Below are 25,506 nucleotides of genomic sequence, written 5' to 3' on the forward strand. Positions count from 1 at the left end.
TAAACCCGAATTGTGCAATGAGCATGTCCTTGAGCGCTTAGAGCTGCGTCAGCAGTTCGCTCCTCAGGTAATCCAACAGGTAGCCGTACAGCCGATCCACCTCCGGGGCCTGGCCCTTTGCGCGTAGACAGCCGTGGACCAGGCCTTTGCCCGGATACAACAGTGCAGGCACACCGGCCTGTTGCAGGCGCTCGGCGTACAGCATGCCGTCGTCGCGCAGCGGGTCGAATTGGGCGACTGCGATCAAGGCCCTGGGCAAACCACTGAGATCCTCGGCCAACAGCGGCATGGCATAGGCCGATGGTTTATCCAAACCGCGCAGGTAGAGCGCCAGGTAGTAGTCGGTGTCGGCAGTGCTGAGCAGCGGCGCGTCCATGCAGTCACGGCGCGAGGGCAAATCGGCCGGGCCGCCCAGCCCGGGGTAAATAAGGACCTGGGCCCGCGGCATAGGCTGGCCATCATCGCGCAACCCCAGGCACAACGCCGCCGCCAGGTTGCCGCCCGCACTGTCACCGACCACTGCCAGGCGTTGCCGATCGATGGCGTGTGGCGCCTGTCCTTTCTGGATCGCCTGCCACACTGCGCGGCAATCGTCGTAGGCGGCCGGGAATGGGTGCTCGGGCGCCAGGCGGTAGTCGATGGCGATCACCAGCACCCGGAGGGCATTGGCCAGCTCGAAGCAGATGAAGTCATGGGAATCCAGGCCGCCGACCACCCAGCCACCGCCGTGTATATAGAGGAGACATGGCCAGCCATCGGCGGGTGGCGGTGCAGGGGGCAGATAACTGCGCACGTCCACGCCGGCCAGGGTGAAGTCCGTGAGCTGCAAGCCTTCCGGTTTCGGCGGGGTGAATGCCTGGCACATGCGCTGGTAACTTTGGCGCTGGCTCGTCAGGGAAGAGTCGGCGCAGGTGAAGGACTCGGTTTTTGCGACGAAGGCGGCGAGTTGCGGGGATATCGGGTACATACGCGATGATCTCTGGCGCGGCAGGTTCAAGGTCGGGGGTTTCCGATTGCGATGGATCAGTCACTTGATAGGTTGCCCGGCATGGCGCTATCGGGGCAGTCGTATCTACACATCTTCGGTGAAAGAATAATCTAAGGTAATGAAGTCCTTGTGGTGAGCGGGCTTGCCCCGCGCTGGGCTGCGAAGCAGCCCTAAAACCCCACACGCTGAGTACTAACAGAAAATCCCGGCGCCTTTATTGGGGCTGCTTCGCAGCCCAGCGCGGGGCAAGCCCGCTCACCACAGCGTTATGCGTCAACCCTCAAGATACCCATGGCTATCGGGGGCTGCACTTGGCTTAGGGTTTGAGGTAGGCCTGGAGCGACGCCAAGCCGTCGCTGCCATCAAATGCTGTAACCCCGGCCAACCAGCGCTGCAAATCCTCGGGGTGGTCGCGCAGCCATTGCCTGGCCACGTCCTGCGGTGACTGGCGCTCCATGATCGGCACCATCAACTGGCTTTCCTGGGCGGCGGTGAAGGTCAGGTTCTCGAGCAATCGGTTAGCGTTGGGGCAGCGTTCGGCAAAGTCCGGCGCGGTCACGGTGGAGACCGTGGCGCGCCCTTCGTCAGGACCGAACACGTCTTCGCTGCCAGTGAGATAGGCCATTTTCATATTGATGTTCATGGGGTGCGGGGTCCACCCGACAAATACCACGAACTCCTTGCGGTTCACTGCGCGCTGCACCGCCGCCAACATGCCAGCCTCACCGGAAGCCACCAGCTTGAAGCCGCCCAGGCCGAAGTGGTTGGTGTCGATCATTTTCTGGATATCGGTATTGGCGCCGCTGCCGGGCTCGATGCCGTAGATCTTGCCGCCCAGCTTGTCCTTGAAGCGGGCGATGTCGGCAAAGGTCTTCAGCCCGGCGTCAGCCACGTATTGCGGCACGGCCAGGGTGGCCTGGGCATCGGCGAGGCTGGGTTTATCAAAGACCTTGACCTGCCTGGCGGCCAGAAACGGCGCGATGTTGTTGTCCATCGCCGGCTTCCAATAGCCGAGGAACACGTCCAGGCGTTTATCGCGGATACCGGCAAAGATGATCTGCTGCACGGCGCTGGTCTGCTTGCTGTCATAGCCCAGGCCGCTGAGCAGCACGTCGGCCATGCCCGAGGTGGCGACTACATCGGTCCAACTGACCACGCCCATGCGAATGGATTTGCAGGAGACCGGTTCGGCGGCCATGGCTTGGGCACTGAGGAGTGCGGCGCCGGTGAGGGTCAACAGGTAACGGTTGAACAGTCTTTTCATGAAAGAGGTCTCACTCGGCAGCTTTTATTATGGGAAGTGGCGTCTGGTGCGCCATAACCACAACCTTACCGAGCGAGGCCTCTCCCAACACGACCTGTGGCGACTGTGAGTTGCACAGGGGCGACCGTTCGTCACTCGTAGCGCTTGCGCCCCCACGCCAGCAAGCCTTCCAGCAGCTGCTTCAACACCACTTGCGTCGGCTCGGCCAGATCCGGGCGATAGCGGAACGGCTCGAACTCTTCCATATACGTGCTCTGGCACAATTCCAGCTGCACCGCATGGATATCCTGCGCCGGATTGCCGTAATGGCGAGTGATATGCCCGCCCTTGAAGCGCCCGTTCAGCACATGGGTGTACTGAGGATGGGTGGCACAAATGGCCTCGAGCTGGCTCGCCAGTTCCGGATCGCAGGCGGCGCCGTTGAAGGTGCCGAGGTTGAAGTCCGGCAGTTTGCCGTCGAACAGGTGCGGGATCACCGAGCGGATCGAGTGCGCATCGAACAGCAGCGCATAACCGAACTCAGCCTTGAGCCGCGCCAGTTCCTCTTGCAGCGTGCGGTGATACGGGCCCCAGATCTTTTGCAGGTAACTGGCGCGCTCTGTCTCGCTCGGCTCCAGACCTTCGCGGAACAACGGCACGCCATCGAACAGGGTCGCCGGGTACAGGCCGGTGGTGGCACCGGCGTACAGCGGCTTGTCGTCCGAAGGCCGGTTCAGGTCAATGACAAACCGCGAGTACTCCGCCGACAGGGTGCTGGCGCCCAGTTCATCCGCGAAGTCATACAGCGTGGGGATGTGCCAATCGGTGTCCGGCAGGCTTTGCGCTTCGGGGATCAACCCGGCTTCCACCGCAGGCGTCAGGCGCAGGCCGGCGTGGGGCATGCTGATCAGCAGCGGCACACGGCCTTGTTTGAAGTTCAGAACCTTATCCACAGCAGTGCTCCTTATACAGTGACGTCGACGCCGTGGCGCACGACGCGTTTATCCAGCTCACCGCCCAGCCAATAGGCGAGGTCGGCGGGGCGATCAATCTGCCAGGCGACAAAGTCGGCCACCTTGCCCACTTCCAGGGACCCATGGGTGTCGCCCATGCCCAGGGCGGTGGCCGCATGTTGCGTGACACCGGCCAGGGCTTCTTCCGGGGTCATGCGGAACAGGGTGCAGGCCATGTTCAGCATCAGGCGCACCGACAACGCCGGCGAGGTGCCGGGGTTGAGGTCACTGGCGATGGCGATCTTCACGCCGTGCCGGCGCAGGGCGTCCATCGGCGGCAGCTGGGTTTCGCGCAGGAAGTAGAACGCCCCCGGCAGCAACACCGCAACGGTGCCGGCAGCGGCCATGGCGATGGCGTCTTCTTCGGTCATGAATTCCAGGTGATCCGCCGACAGCGCGTGGTAACGCGCCGCCAGGCTGGAGCCGTGCAGCGACGACAACTGCTCGGCGTGCAGCTTCACTGGCAGGCCGAGTTGCCGGGCGACCTTGAACACCCGCTCCACCTGCTCGGTGGAAAACGCCAGGTATTCGCAGAACGCATCCACCGCGTCCACCAACCCCTGCGCCGCCAAAGCCGGCAGCATTTCATTGCAGATGTGCTCGATGTAATCGTCGGCGCGGTCCTTGTACTCCGGCGGCAATGCATGGGCCGCCAGGCACGTGGCACGCACGCTGACCGGCAGCGCTTCGCCCAGGCGCCGAGCCACCCGCAACATCTTGCGCTCGTTGGCCAGGTCCAGGCCGTAGCCGGACTTGATCTCCACGGTGGTCACGCCGTCACGCAGCAGGCTGCGCAGGCGCTTATGGGCGCTGGCGAAGAGTTCATCCTCCGTGGCGGCGCGGGTGGCACGCACGGTGCTGGCAATACCGCCGCCCTTGGCCGCGATGTCGGCATAGCTCACGCCCTCGAGGCGCTGCTCGAATTCGCCGCTGCGATTGCCGCCAAACACCGCGTGGGTGTGGCAGTCGATCAGCCCGGGGGTGACCCACGCGCCTTGCAGGTCATGCACCTGGGCGTAATCCGCCGTCGGTACTTCGCTGCGCGGACCGATCCACTCGATGAGCGAACCGGCGGTGACCAGGGCGGCATCCTCGATGATCGAGTATTTGCCCTGGGCCATGGTTGCGACGTGGCAGTGTTGCCAAAGGGTTTTCATCAACGCCTCCCTAAGTTATCGATGAGACAAGGCCGGGTCGTAATGGACCTTGGCCGCTTGCCCGGCGGCGGGCTTGACCCACAGCAGGTAGGCAACGACCAGCAACACGATCCACACCGCACCGACCAGCAAGGCCGCCTGGGTGTCCGGGAAGTAACCGAGCACGCCAAACACAAACAGCATGAACACGATGGCCGCAGCCGGCGCGCAGGGCCAGAACGGCACCGGGAATTTCAATTCGGCCACCTGCTCTTTCGTCATCGAGCGGCGCATGGCGACCTGGGTGAACAGGATCATCAGCCACACCCATACGGTGGCGAAGGTGGCAATCGACGCGATCAGCAGGAACACGTTTTCCGGGATCAGGTAGTTGAGCAGCACACCGCCGAGCAAGGCGGCGCCCATCACCACCACCGTCATCCACGGTACGCCTTGCCTGGACAACCGGGCAAAGCCCTTGGGCGCCTGCCCTTGCTGCGCCAGGCCGTACATCATGCGGCCGGCACCGAAGATGTCGCTGTTGATGGCCGACACGGCCGCCGAAATCACCACGATATTGAGGAGGGTCGCCGCCGAGCCTATCCCGAGGTTGCTGAAAATCTGCACGAACGGGCTGCCCTGGCTGCCGATCTGCGGCCATGGGTAGATGGCCATCAAGACAAACAACGTCAGCACGTAGAACAACAGGATGCGCAGCGGCACGGCGTTGATCGCCTTGGGGATCACGCGCTGCGGGTCCTTGGCTTCACCGGCGGTGATGCCGATGATCTCGATGCCGCCAAACGCGAACATCACCACGGCAAACGAGGCGATCAGCCCACCAATGCCGTTGGGCATGAAGCCGCCGTGGGCCCACAGGTTGCTCAGGCCGCTGGCCTGGGTTTCGCCGGCCGAGTGGATGCCGAACAGCATGATGCCGAAACCGCCGAGGATCATCGCCACGATGGCGCCGACCTTGAGCAGCGACAGCCAGAACTCCATCTCGCCAAAGACCTTGACGTTGCACAGGTTCAGGCCGCCGATCAAAAACACGATGCCGAGCACCCAGACCCAGCGTGCGACCTCGGGAAACCAGAAGCCCATGTAGATGCCGAAGGCGGTGACGTCGGCGAGACAGACGATGATCATTTCAAAGGCGTAGGTCCAGCCCAGGATAAAACCGGCCAACGGGCCCAGGTAGGTGCTGGCGTATTGGCCGAAGGAGCCGGAGACCGGGTTGTGCACGGCCATTTCACCGAGGGCGCGCATCACCATGAACACCGCGGCGCCGCCGATCAGGTAGGCCAGCAGCACGGCGGGGCCAGCCATCTGGATGGCCGAGGCGGAACCGTAGAACAGCCCGGTGCCGATCGCGGAACCGAGGGCCATGAAGCGAATATGTCGGGCGCTCAGCCCGCGTTTCAAACCCTTTTCTTGCTGGTGCATTTCTCGTCCCTAATTATTTTTATCCTGAGAAAGTTGTTTGTGGTGAGCGAGCTTGCTCGCGCTCGAGTGCGAAGCGCTCGCGGCCTTTTTGGGGCTGCTGCGCAGCCCGGCGCGAGCAAGCTCGCTCGCCACAGAGAGCCATGCCGTCCTCCGAGCCGCTTACAGGCTCGGCAGCAACGTGGCCGGCACCAGCTCATTCAGGCAGCGGCTGGCGAGCAGTTCGCTGGCGGCGATGATGTCCGGGGCGAAGAAGCGGTCCTTGTCGTAGAACGCCACTTTGTCGCGCAACAAGCCACGGGCTTTTTCCAGTTTCGGCGAGGTTTTCAGGCCTTCGCGCAGGTCCAGGCCCTGGCACGCGGCCAGCCATTCCACCGCGAGGATGCCGCGGGTGTTCTCGGCCATTTCCCACAGGCGCTTGCCGGCCGCCGGGGCCATCGACACGTGGTCTTCCTGGTTGGCGGACGTCGGGATGCTGTCGACGCTATGGGGATGAGCCAATGCCTTGTTCTCACTGGCGAGGGCGGCGGCGGTCACCTGGGCGATCATGAAACCGGAGTTCACCCCGCCATTGCCCACCAGGAACGGCGGCAGTTGCGACATGTGCTTGTCCATCATCAGCGAGATGCGACGCTCGCTCAGGGAGCCGATTTCGGCGATGGCCAGGGCCATGTTGTCAGCGGCCATGGCCACCGGTTCGGCGTGGAAGTTGCCACCGGAGATCACGTCACCCTCAGCGGCAAATACCAACGGGTTATCGGACACGGCGTTGGCTTCGACCACCAGTACCTCGGCCGCCTGGCGCAACTGGGTCAGGCAGGCGCCCATGACTTGTGGCTGGCAGCGCAGGGAGTACGGGTCCTGCACCTTGTCGCAGTTCTGGTGCGACTGCGACACCTGACTGCTCTCACCGAGCAGGTCACGATAGGCCGCCGCCGAATCGATCTGCCCACGTTGACCGCGAGCCGCATGAATACGCGCGTCGAACGGCGAGCGCGAGCCCAGCACCGCTTCCACGGTAAGGCCGCCGCACGCCAGGGCGCCGGCGAACAGGTCTTCGCCTTCGAACAGGCCACGCAGGGCATAGGCGGTGGACACCTGGGTGCCGTTGAGCAGTGCCAGGCCTTCCTTCGCGGCGAGGGTCAGCGGCGTCAGGCCGGCGACTTTCAGCGCGTCGGTGGCTTCCAGCCATTCGCCCTTGTAGCGCGCCTTGCCTTCGCCCAGCAGCACCAGGGACATATGCGCCAATGGCGCCAGGTCACCGGAAGCACCAACGGAGCCTTTCAGGGGAATATGCGGGTACACCTCGGCATTGATCAGCGCGATCAGTGCGTCGATCACCTGCCGGCGAATCCCGGAGAACCCACGGCTGAGGCTGTTGACCTTGAGTACCATGACCAGCCGCACCAGCGCATCGCTGATCGGCTCACCGACGCCGGCGGCGTGGGACAACACCAGTGAACGCTGGAGGTTTTCCAGGTCTTCGCTGGCGATGCGGGTCGAGGCCAGCAGGCCGAAACCGGTGTTGATGCCATAGGCGGTGCGGTTCTCGGCGAGAATCTGTTCCACGCAGGCCAAACTCGCTTCGATCTGGGCCGAGGCACTGTCATCCAGACTGAGGGTTACCGGCTGCTGGTAGATGGCCCGCAGTTGGGCGAGGCTCAGTTGGCCTGGAATCAGGTTTAGCGCAGTCACATTCATACTCCTTGTGAATTATTCTTTTGAAATAAGTGTTCAGTGCAGATTCGGTAATACGGTGTCCTTGAGCACCTTGGCGGCGGCCGCAATATCCGGCGCCAGCCAACGGTCCTGCTCATAGGCCGGCACCACTTCACGCAACAGGCGCCAGGCGCGAGCGGTACCCGCGCCGAAGCGCTGGTCTTTCAGGAATTCGAAGGCCTGGGCCGCCAGCAGGTACTCGATGGCGAGGATCTGGGTGACGTTGGACACTACCTGGTGCAGCTTGAGCGCGGCGTTGGTGCCCATGCTCAGGTGGTCTTCCTGCAGCCCCGAGGTGACGAAGTTGTCGAGCACCGCCGGTTGCGCCAACTGGCGGTTCTGTCCGCACAGCGAGGCGGCGACGTACTGCACGATCATCATCCCGGAGTTGACCCCGGGGTTGCTCACCAGGAACGCCGGCAGGCCACTGACGTGGGGGTTGATCAGGCGGTCGAGGCGGCGTTCGGCGACCGAGCCGATTTCGGCCAGGGCAATCGCCAGCAGGTCGGCGGCCAGGGCGACGGACTGGCCGTGGGGGTTGGCCTGGGACACCACGCGGTAGTGGTCCGGTGTGCCGAGCACCAGCGGGTTGTCGGTGGCGCTGTTGAGTTCGGTCTCGATCTGGCGAGTGGCGTGTTCCACCTGGTCGCGCGCCGCGCCGTGGATCTGCGGGATCGAGCGCAGGCTCAGGGCGTCCTGGGTGCGGATGCCTTTGCTGCTCGCAATCACTTCACTGCCATCGAGCAACGCACGCAGGTTGCGGCCGACATGCTGCATGCCCGGGTGCGGCTTGAGGGCGATGATTTCTTCGTCGAAGGCATCGATCTGGCCGCGCTGGGCCTCGAAGCTCATGGCGCCGATCACGTCGGCCCATTGCAGCAAGTGATGGGCGTCGGCCAGGGCCAGGCAGCTCAGACCGGTCATGCACGGCGTGCCGTTGACCAGGCACAGGCCGTCCTTGGCGCCGAGGACCACAGGCTGCAAACCTTCTTCGTCCAGGGCTTGTTGCGCCGGCACGATCCGGCCGCCATAGCTCACATTTCCGACACCCAGCAGCGCCACACCGACATGGGCCATATGGGTCAGGTAACCCACCGAGCCCTGGGACGGTACTTGTGGCGTGATGCCGTGGTTGAGCAGCGCCAGCAGCGAATGCACCACCTGCGGATGCAGGCCGGATTTGCCGTGGCTGTAGTTGATGACCGCCGCGCAGATGATCGCGCGGGTCTGCTCGTCGCTGAGGACCGGGCCGACGCCACAGGCGTGACTCAACAGGGTATTGCGCGACAGCTGGCTCAGTTGCTCGCCCTCAAGGGACACGTTGCACAGCGCGCCCAGCCCGGTGTTCACGCCGTAGGCACGTTCGCCGCTGGTGACGATGCGCTGCACGATGGCCTGGGCATTGTCGATCCGCGCCCAGGCCTGGCCCGAGAGTTCGAGCACCGCACCGTGACGGGCCACGGCGACCACGTCCTGCCAGCGCAGGGGGGTGTCGGCGATGATGATTTTTGCTGCCTGGGACATTGTTGACCTCTTCATATTCTCTACAGCTTTGCCGGCCTCATCGGGGGCAAGCCCCCTCCCACAGGGGAATGCATTGCAAATGTGGGAGGGCGCTTGAGCCTCACCACAGAACCTGGGTCAGACCACCGCCGCACGCCGCTGGACAAACCGGTCCACGTACTCATCCGCCGGCGAATGCAGGATCTCCCTCGGCGTGCCGACCTGGATCAGCCTGCCGTCCTTGAGAATCGCAATGCGGTTGCCGATACGCACGGCCTCGTCGAGGTCGTGGGTGATGAATACGATGGTCTTGTGCAGGGTCTTTTGCAGCTCGAGCAACTGGTCCTGCATCTCGGCGCGGATCAGCGGGTCGAGGGCGCTGAAGGCTTCGTCCATCAGGATGATGTCGGTGTCAGCGGCCAGGGCGCGGGCCAGACCGACACGCTGGCGCATGCCACCGGAAAGCTGGTGCGGGTACTTGTTTTCGTAGCCCTTGAGGCCCACGGTTTCGATCCAGTGCAGCGCGCGCTCGGCGCAGACCTGCTTGGTTTCGCCACGCACCTTGAGGCCGTAGGCGACGTTGTCGAGCACGCTCTTGTGGGGCAGCAGGCCAAAGCTCTGGAACACCATGCTGATCTTGTGCCGACGGAATTGGCGCAGGGCGTCCATGTCCAGCTGCAGGATGTCTTCGCCGTCCACCAGGATCGCGCCGCTGGTGGGGTCGATCAGGCGGTTGAAGTGGCGCACCAGCGTGGACTTGCCCGAGCCCGACAGGCCCATGATCACGAAGATCTCACCGGTGCCGATGCTCAGGGACAAATCGTTCACGCCGACCACGCAGCCGGTCTCGGCCAGCACCTGGTCCTTGGTCTTGCCCTGGCCGACCATGGCCAGTGCGTCCTTGGCGCGGGCGCCGAAGATCTTGAAGACGTTTTTAACTTCGATTTTGCTGACAGTAGTCATTTGCTCGCCTCATGCCGTGGACGACCATAGGCCTGGGTAATGCGGTCGATGACCACGGCGAGAATCACGATCGCCAGCCCGGCTTCGAGGCCACGGCCGACGTTGAGGGTCTGGATGCCGACCAGGACATCTTCACCCAAGCCACGGGCGCCGATCATCGAGGCGATCACCACCATCGACAACGCCATCATGGTGGTCTGGTTGATACCGGCCATGATGCTCGGCAGCGCCAGCGGCAATTGCACGCCGAACAGCTGTTGCCAGCGGTTGGCACCAAAGGCGTTGATGGCTTCCATGACTTCGCCGTCGACCTGGCGAATCCCCAGGTCGGTGAGGCGAATCAGTGGCGGCGCGGCGTAGATCACCGTGGCGAAAATCGCCGGCACCTTGCCCAGGCCGAACAGCATCAGCACCGGGATCAGGTACACGAAGCTGGGCATGGTCTGCATGATGTCGAGCAGCGGCATCAGCACCGAACGCAGGCGATTGCTGCGCGCCGACAGGATGCCCAGCGGGATGCCGATCAACACCGAGATCACCGTGGCAACCATCATCAGCGCCAGGGTCTGCATCAGCTTGTCCCACAGGCCGACCGCGCCCACCAGGAACAGCAGACCGACGATCACCGCCGTGGTCAGCACCTTGCGGGTGGCATGCCAGGCAACGGCGCCGACGATGGCCAGCATCAGCCACCATGGGGCGGCGCGCAGCAGCCCTTCCAGGTTGACGATGGCCCACAGCAGGGTGTCGGAGATGTGCCGGAACACATCGCCGTAATTGGTAACCAGTGAATCCACCCAACCATTGACCCAGTCGGCGATGGAAAACGTAAAACTCTCAGGAAACATAGCGTGCTCTCGATCCAGTGGGTTGTGGCCAGGCGCCCGGCCACCCCTGAGGGTAGCCGGGCACACTTGACCTACAAGGCCGCGTCGATTTTCTTGGCTGCCTCGTCACTCACCCAGGCGTGCCAGACTTCAGGATGTTCCTTGAGGAAAATTTTCGCCAGTTTCGGCGACTCAATGCGCTCCTTGGCCATGCGCCCCAGGTTCTGGTTCAGCAGGTCGATGGGCAGGTTGACTTTTTCCAGCACGGCCACCAGTTCCGGGGCTTGCTCGTGGAAGGTCTTGGACAGGCCTACCTTGATGCTCACGGTCTTATCCACACCGGGTTTTTCTTCCAGCTTGACCAGGTCGACCTGGCCCATCAGCGGGGTTGGCGACCAGTAGTAGAACAGGATCGGCTCGCCACGCTTGTAGCTCGACAGCACCGCCGCATCCAGCGCCGGGCCGGTGCCTGGGCGGAAGTTGGTGTAGGTGCTTTCCAGGCCGTAGCTCTTGAGCATTTCGCTGTTGTCCAGCTCGCAGGTCCAGCCGGCCGGGCAGTTGTAGAAACGGCCCTTGGACGGTTCTTCCTGGTCCTTGAACACCGCGGCGTACTTGGCCAGGTCGGCGATGTTTTTCAGGTCCGGCGCCTTGGCTTCCAGCTTGCGCTTGGCGTCGCCTTCGATCACGTAGCGCGGTACGTACCAGCCTTCGACGGCGCCCACCACCGGGGCACCGACACCGACGACTTTGCCGGCCTTCTCGGCCTTGTTCCAGACTTCGCTGCGGCCGACCCACTCTTCGGCAAACACTTGGATGTCGTTGCTGCTCAGGGCGTTTTCCATGGTGATGGAGTTGCCCGGCAAACTGTCGGTTTTGCAGTCGTAGCCTTTTTCCAGCACGGTTTGCAGGATGTCGGTGAGCAACATGCCGCTTTCCCAGTTCAGGCCGGCGAATTTCACCGGTTTGCCGGATTCACACCAACCGGCCGCCTGGGCGCCAGCAGTGGCCAGCAAGCCCGCGGAAAACACGGTGGCCAACAGGGTCTTATGCATTTTCATTGTTGTGACGCTCCCAAATCTTGAAATGGATTACGGCAGTCAGTAGGCATCCTGCCCTGTCCACGTCCCATCAGGCCTGTGCAACCAGCCCGTTTGTCGTCGTCGGTGCAGCGCCCTGCTCTGTCGGCAGGGTCAGGTGTTCAGGCGTTGCGCGAGGCCACTTTTTCGCCGCCCAGTAATAGAGCGCGGCGGGAAGAACCAGGCCGATGATCCAGGAAATATCCACATCCCCCAGGGCCGCCACCAGGGGACCGGTGTAGAACTTGGTGGAGATGAACGGCAATTGCACCAGCACACCGAAGACATACACGCTGATACCGAGCAGGTTCCAACGGCCATAGCGCCCGTTCGGATCGGCCAGCGCCGGCACGTCGTAGCGATCGCGGGTGATGCAGTAGTAGTCGACCAGGTTGATCGCGCTCCATGGGGTAAAAAACGCCAGCAGGAACAGGATGAAGGACTTGAACGCCCCCAGGAACGAGTGCTGCCCGAGCAAGGCGATCAGGGTCGCCGTACCGACGATGGCCAGTACGAAAAACAGGCGCTGCAAGCGCGTGACCTCGAGGCGACCGCGGAAGCCGCTGATGATCGTGGCAATGCACATGAAGCTGCCGTAGGAGTTCAGCGTGGAGATGGTGACCTTGCCGAACGCGATGCTGAAATACAGCAGCGCCGCAGTGGCTCCGGTACCGCCCAGGCCGACGATGTAGGCCACTTCGTGACCGGCAAATTGCCCGTTGGACATGGCCGCGGCAAACACGCCGAGGATCATCGCCACCTGCGCGCCAACCACCGAACCTGCGCCTGCGGCAAGAAAGGTTTTCAGCGAGGACGTGTTGCTCGGCAGGTAGCGTGAATAGTCCGCCACGTACGGGCCGAAGGCGATTTGCCAGGATGCCGCGAGCGACACCGCCAACAGGAAGCTGCTCCAGCTGAAGTGGCGGATTTGCAGGAGCGCGCCTACGTCGGCCTGGCTCATCAGACGGCTGAACAGGTAGACAAAGGCAATCACGCCAATGACGCTGGCAACGCGGCCGATGAAGTGGATCACCCGGTAACCGAGCACCGTGACCAGCACGATGACACTGGCGAAGATCAGGATCCCGACGCTGTCGCTGACACCAAACAACTGGCCCAGGGCCTGGCCGGAAAGCACGGTGCCGGTTGCGGTGAAACCGAGGTACATCAGGCACACCAGCACGATCGGAATCGCCGCGCCGTACACACCGAACTGCACCCGGCTGGAGATCATCTGCGGCAGGCCCAGCCTGGGCCCTTGCGCCGCATGCAACGCCATCACGCCACCGCCCAGCAGTTGACCGAGCAACAGACCGAGCAACGACCAGAACACATCACCGCCCAGCACCACGGCCAGGGCCCCGGTGACGATCGCGGTGATCTGCAGGTTGGCACCCAGCCACAGGGTGAACTGGCTCAATAGACGACCGTGTCTTTCCGCTTCCGGGATGTAGTCGATCGAACGCCTTTCGATCAACGGGGTGGTGTCGTTTGCAGCCATGTGTATTCAACCTCTGATGGATTGTCCTGGGTTCGCCGCCATCGGGGGCAAGCCCCCTCCCACATCGGGTTACTTGATCATTGGAAGATTGAGGCCCTGCTCTTTGGCGCAGTCGATGGCGATCTGGTAACCGGCGTCTGCGTGACGCATCACACCGGTGGCCGGGTCGTTGTGCAGCACGCGGGCAATGCGCTCGGCCGCTTCGTCGGTGCCGTCACAGACGATGACCATGCCGGAGTGCTGGGAGAAGCCCATGCCCACACCGCCGCCGTGGTGCAACGAAACCCAGGTCGCGCCGCTGGCGGTGTTGAGCAAGGCGTTGAGCAACGGCCAGTCGGACACGGCGTCGGAACCGTCCTGCATGGATTCGGTTTCGCGGTTCGGGCTGGCGACCGAGCCGGAGTCCAGGTGGTCACGACCGATCACCACCGGCGCCGACAGCTCGCCGCTGCGCACCATCTCGTTGAACGCCAGGCCGAGCTTGGCGCGCTGGCCCAGGCCAACCCAGCAGATACGCGCCGGCAGGCCCTGGAAGCTGATGCGCTCGCGCGCCATGTCCAGCCAGTTGTGCAGGTGGGCGTCGTCGGGGATCAGCTCTTTGACCTTGGCGTCGGTCTTGTAGATGTCCTGCGGGTCGCCCGACAGCGCAGCCCAGCGGAACGGGCCGATGCCACGGCAGAACAGCGGGCGGATGTACGCCGGTACGAAGCCTGGGAAGTCGAAAGCGTTTTCCACGCCCTCTTCCTGGGCCATCTGGCGGATGTTGTTGCCGTAGTCGAAGGTCGGGATGCCTTGCTTCTGGAAGTCCAGCATGGCTTTGACGTGCACCGCCATCGACTGCTTGGCGGCCTTGATCACGGCAGCCGGTTCGGTCTTGGCGCGGGCGCGGTATTCGTCCCAGGTCCAGCCGGCCGGCAGGTAACCGTTGAGCGGGTCATGGGCGCTGGTCTGGTCGGTGACCATGTCCGGGCGCACGCCGCGCTTGACCAGTTCCGGCAGGATTTCCGCGGCGTTACCCAGCAGCGCGATGGAGATGGCCTTGCCTTCCTTTGTGTACTTGGCGATGCGGGCCAGGGCGTCGTCGAGGTCGGTGGCCTGCTCGTCGACGTAGCGGCTGTTGAGGCGGAAATCGATGCTGACCTGCTGGCATTCAATGTTCAGCGAGCACGCGCCGGCCAATGTCGCGGCCAGAGGCTGGGCACCGCCCATGCCGCCGAGGCCGGCGGTGAGGACCCAACGGCCCTTGAGGTTTGAATCGTAGTGCTGGCGACCGGCTTCGACGAAGGTTTCGTAGGTGCCCTGGACGATGCCCTGGCTGCCGATGTAGATCCAGCTGCCGGCGGTCATCTGGCCGTACATGGCCAGGCCCTTGGCGTCCAGCTCGTTGAAGTGTTCCCAGCTGGCCCAGTGCGGCACCAGGTTGGAGTTGGCGATCAGCACGCGTGGGGCATTGCTGTGGGTCTTGAACACGCCGACCGGCTTGCCGGACTGCACCAGCAGGGTTTCATCGTCATTCAGGTGGGTGAGGCTCTCGACGATCTGGTCGTAGCACTCCCAGTTGCGCGCTGCACGGCCAATACCGCCGTACACCACCAGCTCCTTGGGGTTCTCGGCCACTTGCGGGTCGAGGTTGTTCATCAGCATGCGCAGCGGCGCTTCAGTCAGCCAGCTTTTGGCGGTGAGCTTGTTACCGCGAGCGGCGCGGATTTCGACGTCACGGTATTTTGTAGGCTTGGTCACAACAAGAACTCCTCGGCGATCGATGCGCGAACATGGATGGTGCGAAGGAGAGTCTTACGCACACATCTTTACTTGTACATACAAGCATATGCAATCAAGCGGCCAACTTTCCGAGGGAGGTGTTAGGATTTTTCCGAAAAGCGTGTGCGAGCCTTGGAAATTAAGGCTTCGAGCCGTGATGAAATTTCTTGCGAAGGGGGGTTTATAGCGAAGGAGGTGTGTCACGACAGCGCGGTTTTGCGCCGAGCTGGGGCGTTCGGTAACAAATTGGTGCAGGGACTGGAAACAGATTCTATAAGCGACACAAAAACAAATGTGGGAGGGGGCTTGCTCCCGATTGCGGTGTGTCAGCCCAGGATATACCGACTGATCCACCGCTATCGGGGGCAAGCCCCCTCCCACATTTTTTAATCGCGCTGAGTCAGTTCGATGATGCAGCTACGGCCAGTGATAGAGATGTCCAGCAAGCCAGCGTTACCGTCCACTTGCAGGCAATCGTGATGGCCCAGTACCTCGTCCAGCACCTTCACTTCATCCGCCACGCTGAACACCAGCACCGTCTGCGCCGTAGTGAAGAACCGCTGCACACCATCTACCCATTGCAACCGCGCATGGTAACGCTGGGGTGAGTAGATCAGGTTGAAGTCGCGGATCGGCCCGGTAATCAAGCGGCATGAAACCTGGCTGTCGCCTTTGAAGGCGAACGGTTGCAGCGGTAACAACCCGCGCTGCTCCTCGCCATCCACGGTCAGCACCATGCCTGCGCCTTTGATCACGGTGATCACGCGCTGGTAGCCGGCAAAGGTGGAAAACCCGCCAGACTCGCCGATATCGGCAATCGACAGGCGCCAGCCGAAGCCTTCCAGGCCCTCGCCGGCATCGCGGGTGATTTCTTCGGTACTGCCGCCGCCGTTTTTCCACGGCATGCGCACGTAATCGGCGGCGCGCCAGACTTTTACTGCACTCATTTACTGAACCGTCCTTCCAGGCTGTGGCGAGAACCGGGGTGGATCAAACGCGCGGCAGTCACCGGCTGACGGCCGGACCAGGTACGCCGGCGAATCAACAGGCACGGCTCGCTCGGCTCGATCTGCAGCAACTTGCACTCGGCAACGTCGGCGAGAATCGCCTCGACCACGTGCTCGCCTTCGGTCAACGGCGCCACCTGGTTGAGATAGGCATAGGGGGTTTGCAGGGTGAAGTCCTGTTGCAGGTATTCCGGCGCGACCAGGGCGTTGACGAAACGGTCCTCGATTTGCACGGGAATATCGTTTTCGTAATGCACGATCAGCGAGTGGAACACCCGCCCGCCTTCACGCATTTCCAGGGCGACGGCGCGTTCGGAACCGGCAGCCTCTTCACCCAGGGTGATGACCTGGCAGGTATGCCGATGACCGCGGGAGGCGATCTCATCGGCAATGTTGTGCACTTCGAACAGCGCCGACTGGCTCTTGGGCTCGGCGACGAACGTGCCGACGCCTTGCATGCGCACCAGCAAACCTTCGGCGGTGAGCTCGCGCAGGGCACGGTTGATGGTCATGCGGCTGAAGCCCAACTGGCTGACCAGTTCGCTCTCCGACGGTACGCGGTAATGGGGCGGCCAGTTGCCGTTGAGGATCTGCTGGCTGATCATCTGTTTGACGCGGGCATACAAGGGCGCCGGACTTTCGTCCATGTGGGCAGCCAGTGAAGACTTGGCGGGCGGAGTCGGCACAGGGAATCCTTGCAAGGGGAAAAGATGCATAGATTGCCGGAGTTTACCGAGCAGGCAAACGTCTGTATATGTATATACAAATAAACACACGACCGGGGTGCTCTAATCATGTCCGCTTTCTTTGCCGAACGCGCGCTGCTGCCTAGTGGATGGGCCAACGATGTACGTCTTGAAGTCAGCGCCGATGGCCTGCTGACACAGGTTGAGGCCAACGCCAGCGCAGCCGGTGCCGAACGGCTCAGGGGCCCGGTATTGGCGGGCGTGCCGAACCTGCACTCCCACGCCTTCCAGCGCGCCATGGCCGGGTTGGCCGAAGTGGCCGGCAACCCGAATGACAGTTTCTGGACCTGGCGCGAACTGATGTACCGCATGGTCGGCAAGATCAGCCCGGAGCAACTGCAGGTGATCGCGCGGCAGTTGTATATCGAGATGCTCAAGGCCGGCTACACCTCGGTGGCCGAATTCCACTATGTGCATCATGACGTCAGCGGCCAGCCGTACGCCGACCGTACGGAACTGTCGCGGCAGATCAGCCAGGCCGCAGCGAGTAGCGGCATCGGCCTGACGCTGGTGCCGGTGCTCTATACCCACTCAGGGTTTGGCGGCCAGGCGCCGAATGAGGGGCAGCGACGGTTTATCAACAGCACCGAAAACTACCTGGACCTGCAGGCGCGCCTCAAACCGATTCTGGCGGCGCAGCCGGCGCAGCAACTGGGGCTGTGCTTCCACTCCCTGCGCGCGGTTACACCACGGCAGATCAATGAAGTATTGGCCGCCAGCGACAAGACGTGCCCGGTGCATATCCATATCGCCGAACAGCAAAAGGAAGTCGACGACTGCCTGGCCTGGAGCGGCAAACGCCCGTTGCAATGGCTGTACGACAACGTCGAGGTCGATGAACGTTGGTGCCTGGTGCACGCGACCCACGCCAACCCGGAAGAAGTGACGCGCATGGCCAAGAGTCGCGCGATTGCCGGCTTGTGCCTGACCACCGAAGCCAACTTGGGCGACGGGATTTTCCCGGCGGTGGATTTTCTCGCCCAGGGCGGACGCCTGGGCATCGGTTCCGACAGCCATGTGTCCCTGAGCGTGGTGGAAGAGCTGCGCTGGCTGGAATACGGCCAACGCCTGCGCGATCAACGGCGCAATCGCTTGTATCGCAGCGACCAGCCGATGGTCGGCCGTACGTTGTTCGATGCGGCGCTGGACGGCGGCGCACAAGCGCTGGGGCAGCCGATAGGTCGACTGGAAGTGGGCAAGCGTACGGATTGGATCGTGCTGGACGGTGACGACCCTTACCTGGCGACAGCGACACAGGACGGCATCCTCAATCGCTGGCTGTTTGCCGGCGGTGATCGGCAGGTGCGCGATGTGCTGGTCAACGGCAAGTGGGTCGTGCGGGATGGGCGACATGCCGGCGAGGAAGAGAGTAGCCGGGCGTTTACACAAGTATTGAAAGACCTACTCGGTTAAACATGCGGAAGGGGGCTTGCCCCCTCCCACCATTGGATCTGTGGCGATCCAGAATTACTGCGAAGTCTTCGCCATCTGCTTATCCGACGTGCGCCAGATCAACCGCGTGGTGTCATACCCTTGCTGCCGCGCCCTGCTCAACAGGTCTTCACGGGTGTCCGCACTGACCGTCGGCGTGCGCGACAGGATCCACATATAGCGCCGGCTCGGGCTGCCGACGATGGCGGTCTTGTAGTCATCGCTGACGTACAGCACCCAGTAATCGCCCTTGGCGACGCCTGGCAGCAGTGACGTAAACCAGTTGTTGAATTCCACCCAGAGCTTGTCGGTCTTGCCAGGCACCTGCGGCGTGGCCGTGCCCTTGGCTTCTTCCCACTTCCACTCGGTGGTGAGGCAGCGGTTGAATACCGACATATCGCCATCAGGCAGCAATGTGTAGCGGGCTTCGGACTGCGCGCAGTTGCGCTGGAAGTACATCGGCAATCGAGCCAACTCATACCAGGTGCCCTGGTAACGCTTGAGGTTGACGTTGCTCGCTGTCTTGGGTTGCAGATCATCGCCAGAATGGCTGGCGCAGCCCGCCAAAAACAGGCTGGCGCAAAGGAACAAAACAAAACGCATCATTCTTCTTCTCCCGCAGGCTTTCGCCCCGGTTTACTTCAGGCCTTGCCCGGAAAACATCAGAACTTTGTCACCGGCATATTGAACGCTGATAAAGCTGTTTTTATCGCCCCATGTGCAGCTGGACATGCCCAGTGCGCCGGAACAATCGGTCGGTTTGCCCAGCAGCGACTCCACCTCGGCCTTAGGCATGCCGGCCGACAACTTTGCGTAGTTTTCTTGATTGACCTTGCTGCAAGCGGCCAACAGCACGCAAAAGGCCAGCAAAGCGAGACGGCGTAACGACATGGAATAACTCCTGGAGGGACGAAGCAGCTTGGGTATCTGCCAGAAGCTTAGAAGGGAAAAGAGGTGTCTGGTTCCCGACGAACGAAAACAAAAAAGCCCCGAAAACGCTGAAACGTTTCGGGGCTTCTTTAAGGGTGAACCGGCTCACAACAACGCCGTTCACTTATCGCCGCAGCTTACTTCTTGTGGTAAGCGGTCACACGCTCAACTTCTTCCTTGGAACCCAGGAACACCGCCACACGCTGGTGCAAGCCGTCGGGCTGGATGTCGAGGATGCGCTGGTGGCCGTCAGTGGACGCACCGCCCGCCTGCTCGACCAGGAAGGACATCGGATTGGCTTCGTACATCAGGCGCAGTTTGCCCGGCTTGGACGGCTCGCGGCTGTCGCGTGGGTACATGAACAGGCCGCCACGGGTCAGGATACGGTGCACATCGGCCACCATCGCCGCGACCCAACGCATGTTGAAGTTCTTCTTCAACGGGCCTTCTTCGCCTTCCATCAACTCGTTCACATAGCGCTTGACCGGTTCTTCCCAGTGGCGCTGGTTGGACATGTTGATCGCGAATTCCTGGGTGGAAGCCGGAATGGTGATGTCTTCATGGGTGAGGACAAAGCTGCCCATTTCACGATCCAGGGTGAAACCCTTGACGCCATCGCCCAGGGTCAGCACCAGCATGGTCTGTGGGCCGTAGATCGCGTAGCCGGCAGCGACCTGCTCGGTGCCTGGCTGCAGGAAGGCCTTTTCGTTCAGGGCTTCGTTCTGGCTCAGGTATTCGTTCGGGCAACGCAGTACCGAGAAGATGGTGCCGACCGGGGCGTTGATGTCGATGTTGGACGAACCGTCCAATGGATCGAACACCAGCAGGTAGGCGCCTTTCGGGTATTTGCCCGGGATCTGGTAGGCATTGTCCATTTCTTCGGACGCCATGCCGGCCAGGTGACCGCCCCATTCGTTGGCTTCGAGCAGGATCTCGTTGGAAATCACGTCGAGCTTCTTCTGCACTTCGCCCTGCACGTTTTCAGTGCCCATGCTGCCCAGGACACCACCCAATGCGCCTTTGGACACGGCGTGGCTGATTTCCTTGCAAGCACGCGCCACCACTTCGATAAGGAAGCGCAGATCGGCAGGCGTGTTGTTGCTGCGGGTCTGCTCAATCAAATAGCGACTCAAGGTAACGCGGGACATGGAAGGCTCCGATGAAGGGGGGGCTAAAAACCCGCGCAGTTTAACGCGAGTCGGGGCGTATTTCCTCCTATCAGAGGATTTAAACCCAATAGAGTTCATGGACTTTATTTAACGTGCCTCCGGCGGCTTGCGCAGCAAACTGTAGGCCATGGCTCCCAGCGCCGCCACGCCGAGCAGTAATACGGCCCAGAGTCCGAATTTTTTCCAGTTCGGCCCGCTGTCGACAGCCGCCGGCACCGGTGGCGAAGTGACCGCGACGGCCCCGGCCACCTTGGCCTGTCCCAAGGTGTTGAGGCGCTCGGCGGTGTAATCCGGGATCAGCGTCGACAACGGCAGGTTCGCCGCCTTCACCGAGGCATTCCCCAGCGCCAGCGTGAACGGCGGCTCGCCCCGCGCCAGGAACACCAACTGCGTGGCGCGCACCGCGAAGTGCAGGGCCGGCGCTTCGACGCCCAGGCCGCCGCCGCGCTCGTCGACCTGCAACTTGAGTTCGGTGACCGTCTGGCCGGGCAGTTGCAACTCGTCCTGCACCACATCCTGGCCATTCTGGGTCAGGCGGTAGAGCAGACCATTGCTCAACGGCTGCCAGGCTTGATTGCCATCGCGTCGCCCCGCCAAGGTCACCGGCGCCAGCGTATTGGCCTGCTTCAGCTCGATACGCAAGCGTTCGACACCCAGCCCGGTGGGCAACGTCCAAGTGTACTCACCCGCCTTGAGCCGCGTGCCCGAGAGCGGCTGCGACCAAACCAGCGGCAGCGGCAGGCTGCTGCTGGTGGCACTGGCCAACCTGGCCGAGGTCAGCAACGGCGCCGCCTGCCCCTTCCACACCAGGCGCAGGTAACGCGCGGACTGGCCCGGCAAACTGACGTCATGCTGCTCGACCCGCTCTTCGGCAAACGACAAACGCGCCACTTGTCCATCGCCCCAGGATTGCCAGTGCTGCAAGTCATCACTGGCTTCAATGCTGAAGCGCTGGAAGCCCTCCTGCTCGCGGCTCCAGTCCAGGCTCAACTGCTGCAACGGCGCCTTGATTTTACTGGCATCGAGCACCCAGCCACGCAGCACCTGCTTGCCGGGCTTGGGTGCGGTGGACGGTTTGATTTCCACCAGGGTGCCTTCGGCCGTGGTTTTCATCACCACACCGGGTAAGGTTGCCTGGGTGTCGGCGGCGTACAGCGGGAACCACTTCACGTCGGTGACTTCACGACTTTCGGTGCGTTGCGACGCTTGACGCGCCAGCGCGTAGGCCTGGGGTTCACCGGCGGCGTTGAACACGCGCACATCGCTGAGGTCAGCCTGGCGCGCATTCAGTTGCACGGCCAAGGGCAACTCAAGGCGATACCAGGGGCCGTTGCCGCTGACGCTCAGCGGCACCTGGCTGCTGAAGTCGGCCGGCGTTTCCTGCGCCCACGCCGACAACGCCGTACACATGCCCAGCACGACCACGCTCAACTTACCGATCAAGAGGATGCTCCTTCAGTTTCCAACACAGGTTCGGCACGCTTGGGCGGCAGCGGCGCAAAGTAGCCCACCACCAGCAACAACCCGCCCACGCCGATAAACGACACGATCCGCGCCAGGCCGCCACGGTTGCTCAGCTCGACAAAGAACAGCTTGGCCACCACCACCGCGATCAGCGCCGCGCCGATCAGCCACACTTCGCGGCGATGGCGCAGGTGGCCGCCGATCATCAGGCCGAGGGCGATCAGGGTCCAGACAATCGACAGGCCGGCTTGCACCAACATCGATTCCAGCAACCCATCCAGATGGAACGGTACGCCGCCCCAGTGATGTGCGGTGCGCATCACCAGGGCCGTAAAGAACGCGAACAGCGAAATACCGGCAATGCCCTGGGCGATCAATTCAGCACGCGGCCCGCGTTGCGGCGCCACGCTGCGCGACCACAGGTACACGCCCAGCAGCGCAAACAGCAAGCCCAGGTCCAGCGGGTTGAGCAACGGCACATAGGGCAATGGCCTGGCCGTGCCGTCACTGAAGGTATTCGCCAGCCAGAACCAGCCCAGCATCAGCACCGCCAATGGGAGTGCCGCCAGCACTCGATATTCCCGTGGGTACGCCGACACCGGCCATGGCCAGTTGCGCGGTGCAGCAGCCAGCACCAGGTACAGACTTGGCAGGATCGCCCAGCCCAGCCAGCGCCAGGCGTTGTATTCGCTCGACAGCAACAACAGGCCGTAGCGCAGCTCCAGCGCCAATACGCCGATCAACATCCAGCAACCCAACACGTGAGCAACGCTCAGGACGGTGGCCGGCACCAGCGTCGCCAAACGCCGCAGCGCGATGAAATGCACCCCGAACACCGCCAGCCAGGCCAGCCAGCCGTAGTGCGCCGCCGGGTGGTAATAATTATGCGCAGACACCAGCAAAACCATCCCCGCCGCCGGCATCAACAGGGTGCAGAGCATACCCAGGGACGCCCAACGCAGGCGCGTCGCGAGCAACGCCCAGATCGCCACGCTGACCGCGGCAATACCCAGCAGGAACGCACCCCGCAGCTCATCGGGTATAAACCGCAGCACTTCAGCGATCAGCGCCAACGCCCACCACGCCGCGCCCCACACCAGCAGCAGGTCAGACAGGCGTTGCAGCTTGAGTACGGCAAACACCGGCGCATGGGGTTCACGCTGCAGGCGCCAGGCACCGATCAAGGCGGCCAGGCCCAGCACCATCGGCGTCCAGAACCCGCTATGTCCCAGGGGACGCAGGCCTTCGCTGGCCAAAGGCCCGAGCAGCTCCGGCACCGCCAGCAGGAACGACGCGCCGCCGATAACCTGCAGCAGTAACCCGAACACAAAACTGACGCGCTGTTGCAGGTACAGGCTCAACCAGATGATCAACAACCCACTGGCCGCCCACACACCGCTGGCGCTTTCCCATGGCAGTACAAACAGCACGGCGAGGTTGATCAGCACCAACCCGGCCAGCAGCACCACGGACAGCCCGCGCAACAGCCGTACATCGCTACGCACCATGTCGTCGCGCGCCGCCAGCAGCATGCCGCCGATCAACGCCAGGCCGATCAACGACGCGCTGAGCAGGCCGCTCCAGCCGGCGTTGAATACCGCTGCCGAGTCGCCGCCTTGCAAGCGCAGCAGGAACAACGTCCCGCCCAGCAGTTGCACGGCGAACGCCGTGAACAGGAACGTGCGCGAGCCAATCCGCAAGCCGATGAACAGGGTCGCCAGGCCGGCGAGCGCCCAACTGATGGCAGTGCCTTGAGTCAGCAACAGCAGCGGCGCGAGCAGGTACACGAAAGTCAGGCCGAGGCTGGCCAGAACCGGCAGGCCCTTGCGCTCCCACTCCGCCGCCTGCTGCGTCGCGGCCCTGCGCAGTTGGTCGAAGCTGAACAGCAAGGCCGCGCCCAGCAGCAACGCCCCCAAGGGCGCCCCCTCCAGCAGCGTGTGCTCGCCGATGCGCAGCTCACTGAGAAACGCCAGCGCCGAGCCCAATTGCAGCAACAGGCCAAATGCCCGCGCCAACGGCCGCTGCTGGCGCAAGCCGAGCCAGAAGATCCCGGCACCTTCCACGGCCCAGGCGGCTGCGGTCCAACGCGCATCGAGCCCCAGGGGAATCGCCAGGCTGGCAAAGATCACCCCCAGGGCCAGGCAGGTTTCCGCCAGCAGCAAGGCGCGCCCGCCACTGAGCACGCGGGCCAGGCCCATGTAGAGGATGCCCAGGCCCAGCGCGCTGAATGCTGCGGCGAACTCAAGGTGCTGCACCAGCGCGAACTGCAGGCCAAACCCCGCCAGCGGCGGGCCGAACAGCATGCTGCCGTCGACGTAGTCGCCTTTGGATGCCGACCAGCGCAACAACGCATCACGGCCTTCGGGCGCGTCGCCCATCTCTCGCAATTTGCGCCGGGCGAACAACAGGCCGATAGCCAGGTACATCAGGAAAAACAGGATCAGGAACGGCTCGGTACTCCACAGCAGTTCCGGCGTGTAGGAGCGCATGCCCCAGGCAAAGCCGATGCCGAAGGTGCCGACAAAGCCGATCAGGTTGAGCAAGCGCCAGGCCTTGAACCAGGCGATGGCGAGGATACCGGCGTTGAGCAGGGCAAAATAACTGAACAGCGCGACATGATTACCGGCGCCGGTGGACGTGAGGATCGGCGCCGCGAAGCCGCCGAGCGCGGCCGCACAGGCCAGTCCCAACGCATCCTGGGTAATCGCCAGGATCGCCGAGAACACCGTGACCGCCACCAGCAGGCCCAGCGCCGCGCTCGGGTCGATCAACGGGTGCAGGCGCATCGCGGCAAACACCGTCAGGTACAGCACCGCGATCCCGGTGCCTTGCAGCATCAAGCCGTAGTTGCTGTTACGCAACCGCAGCCACCAGCCCAGGCCCAACAGGCCAAGGGCCGCCGCGGCAACGCCGGCGTAACGCAGTTCGATCGGCACCACCATGCCTTCGGTGGCGTAGCGCAACAGGAAGGCCAGGCCGAGAAACAGCAGCACCACACCGACACGCAGCACGGTGTTGCCACCAAACAGCCAATTGCGTGCGCCGCTGATGGCGCGTTCGATCAGGTTTGGGTCACGGGGAGCGGCAGGTTCTTGAGGCGGACGTGGCGTCGGGGCAGGCGTCCAGACGTCATCCGGCAATGGCTGGCTCGGTTCGGCGACCATGGCGACAGGCGCCAATTCAGCCGGCAGCTCCCACACCAGTTCAGGCGCCTTGGCGACAGGTGCCGCCTCAGGCACAGGCGGCTCGACGATGACAGTGCGTGTCGGCGTGGGTACTTCCAGTTGCCGCAGGCGCTCACCCAGGGCGATCAACGCCTTCTGCGTGGTTTCCAACTGAACAGCCTGCTGCTGCGCCTGGGTCGCCAGCTTCGACAGGCGAATCGCCTGGCCGATGCCCAACCCCAACAGCGCACCGATGCCCGCATCATAGAACGACTCATCGAGCGTCCAGCCGAGCACCAGGCCAATCAGCATGAAAATCCATTGCATGGTCGATATTCCCTAAGCAAACCGGCGCTCAGTATATCGACGCGCAACTAATGTGGGAGGGGGCTTGCTCCCGATAGCGGTGTACCAGTCGACAT

Annotated in this window: 20 protein-coding genes; 1 reads left to right on the forward strand and 19 read right to left on the reverse strand. The window is 62.9% G+C overall.

The features are described 5' to 3' along the window. Positions 1 to 37 precede the first annotated feature (37 nt). From FX984_RS29135 to hutC, 14 genes are all read right to left on the reverse strand, one after another. The gene (locus tag FX984_RS29135; RefSeq protein ID WP_027605046.1) at positions 38 to 967 is read right to left on the reverse strand and encodes an alpha/beta hydrolase; all 930 of its coding nucleotides are present in this window, start codon (positions 965 to 967) and stop codon (positions 38 to 40) included. A gap of 337 nt (positions 968 to 1,304) precedes the next feature. Next, positions 1,305 to 2,252 (reverse strand): choline ABC transporter substrate-binding protein, encoded by a 948-nt coding sequence (locus FX984_RS29140; RefSeq protein ID WP_027605047.1) that lies wholly within the window; start codon positions 2,250 to 2,252, stop codon positions 1,305 to 1,307. Between the two features lie 131 nt (positions 2,253 to 2,383). After that, positions 2,384 to 3,184, reverse strand: a complete 801-nt coding sequence (hutG, locus tag FX984_RS29145) for an N-formylglutamate deformylase (protein WP_027605048.1) — start codon at positions 3,182 to 3,184, stop codon at positions 2,384 to 2,386. 11 nt (positions 3,185 to 3,195) lie between these two features. Further along, entirely contained in the window at positions 3,196 to 4,401 is a 1,206-nt protein-coding gene (gene hutI, locus FX984_RS29150; protein ID WP_146476825.1) for an imidazolonepropionase, read from the reverse strand. A 15-nt stretch (positions 4,402 to 4,416) separates the two neighbouring features. Continuing rightward, positions 4,417 to 5,826 carry an amino acid permease gene (locus FX984_RS29155; protein ID WP_027605050.1) on the reverse strand — a complete coding sequence of 470 codons (1,410 nt, stop codon included), beginning with the start codon at positions 5,824 to 5,826 and terminating at the stop codon, positions 4,417 to 4,419. A 159-nt stretch (positions 5,827 to 5,985) separates the two neighbouring features. Further along, a complete protein-coding gene (gene hutH, locus FX984_RS29165; protein ID WP_146476824.1) occupies positions 5,986 to 7,524 on the reverse strand; it encodes a histidine ammonia-lyase in 1,539 nt (512 codons plus the stop codon). 33 nt (positions 7,525 to 7,557) lie between these two features. Then, entirely contained in the window at positions 7,558 to 9,066 is a 1,509-nt protein-coding gene (hutH, locus tag FX984_RS29170) for a histidine ammonia-lyase (RefSeq protein WP_146476823.1), read from the reverse strand. Between the two features lie 117 nt (positions 9,067 to 9,183). Beyond that, entirely contained in the window at positions 9,184 to 10,008 is an 825-nt protein-coding gene (locus FX984_RS29175) for a quaternary amine ABC transporter ATP-binding protein (RefSeq protein WP_108573672.1), read from the reverse strand. Then, complete coding sequence (locus FX984_RS29180; protein ID WP_027605053.1) at positions 10,005 to 10,856, reverse strand: ABC transporter permease; 852 nt, start codon at positions 10,854 to 10,856, stop codon at positions 10,005 to 10,007. Before FX984_RS29180 ends, FX984_RS29175 begins: the two co-directional genes overlap by 4 nt. A gap of 71 nt (positions 10,857 to 10,927) precedes the next feature. Then, complete coding sequence (locus FX984_RS29185) at positions 10,928 to 11,893, reverse strand: ABC transporter substrate-binding protein (protein ID WP_027605054.1); 966 nt, start codon at positions 11,891 to 11,893, stop codon at positions 10,928 to 10,930. Positions 11,894 to 11,963: 70 nt separating this feature from the next. Then, the gene (locus tag FX984_RS29190) at positions 11,964 to 13,412 is read right to left on the reverse strand and encodes a purine-cytosine permease family protein (protein ID WP_146476822.1); all 1,449 of its coding nucleotides are present in this window, start codon (positions 13,410 to 13,412) and stop codon (positions 11,964 to 11,966) included. A 69-nt stretch (positions 13,413 to 13,481) separates the two neighbouring features. Next, complete coding sequence (gene hutU / locus FX984_RS29195) at positions 13,482 to 15,152, reverse strand: urocanate hydratase (protein WP_027605056.1); 1,671 nt, start codon at positions 15,150 to 15,152, stop codon at positions 13,482 to 13,484. Between the two features lie 407 nt (positions 15,153 to 15,559). Further along, a complete protein-coding gene (locus FX984_RS29200; protein WP_027605057.1) occupies positions 15,560 to 16,120 on the reverse strand; it encodes a HutD/Ves family protein in 561 nt (186 codons plus the stop codon). Next, on the reverse strand, positions 16,117 to 16,827 hold the full coding sequence (hutC, locus tag FX984_RS29205) for a histidine utilization transcriptional repressor HutC (RefSeq protein ID WP_223841674.1): 711 nt from the start codon (positions 16,825 to 16,827) through the stop codon (positions 16,117 to 16,119). Before hutC ends, FX984_RS29200 begins: the two co-directional genes overlap by 4 nt. 147 nt (positions 16,828 to 16,974) lie before the next feature. On the opposite strand from hutC, the gene FX984_RS29210 reads away from it, so the two are divergent. Then, positions 16,975 to 18,339: a formimidoylglutamate deiminase gene (locus FX984_RS29210; RefSeq protein ID WP_146476821.1), complete on the forward strand. Its 1,365-nt coding sequence runs from the start codon at positions 16,975 to 16,977 to the stop codon at positions 18,337 to 18,339. Positions 18,340 to 18,393: 54 nt separating this feature from the next. Here the strand turns inward: FX984_RS29210 and FX984_RS29215 are convergent, their stop codons facing one another. From FX984_RS29215 to FX984_RS29235, 5 genes are all read right to left on the reverse strand, one after another. Next, complete coding sequence (locus tag FX984_RS29215; RefSeq protein WP_027605060.1) at positions 18,394 to 18,963, reverse strand: lipocalin family protein; 570 nt, start codon at positions 18,961 to 18,963, stop codon at positions 18,394 to 18,396. 30 nt (positions 18,964 to 18,993) lie between these two features. Continuing rightward, positions 18,994 to 19,248, reverse strand: a complete 255-nt coding sequence (locus FX984_RS29220) for a hypothetical protein (protein ID WP_027605061.1) — start codon at positions 19,246 to 19,248, stop codon at positions 18,994 to 18,996. 176 nt (positions 19,249 to 19,424) lie between these two features. Next, entirely contained in the window at positions 19,425 to 20,435 is a 1,011-nt protein-coding gene (locus tag FX984_RS29225; protein WP_027605062.1) for a class 1 fructose-bisphosphatase, read from the reverse strand. Positions 20,436 to 20,543: 108 nt separating this feature from the next. Further along, a complete protein-coding gene (locus FX984_RS29230; RefSeq protein WP_146476865.1) occupies positions 20,544 to 21,896 on the reverse strand; it encodes a DUF3999 domain-containing protein in 1,353 nt (450 codons plus the stop codon). Next, the gene (locus FX984_RS29235) at positions 21,896 to 25,411 is read right to left on the reverse strand and encodes a DUF2339 domain-containing protein (protein WP_146476820.1); all 3,516 of its coding nucleotides are present in this window, start codon (positions 25,409 to 25,411) and stop codon (positions 21,896 to 21,898) included. Before FX984_RS29235 ends, FX984_RS29230 begins: the two co-directional genes overlap by 1 nt. Positions 25,412 to 25,506: the final 95 nt, after the last annotated feature.

This window comes from Pseudomonas marginalis (assembly GCF_008692035.1).
Classification (GTDB): Bacteria; Pseudomonadota; Gammaproteobacteria; order Pseudomonadales; family Pseudomonadaceae; genus Aquipseudomonas; species Aquipseudomonas marginalis.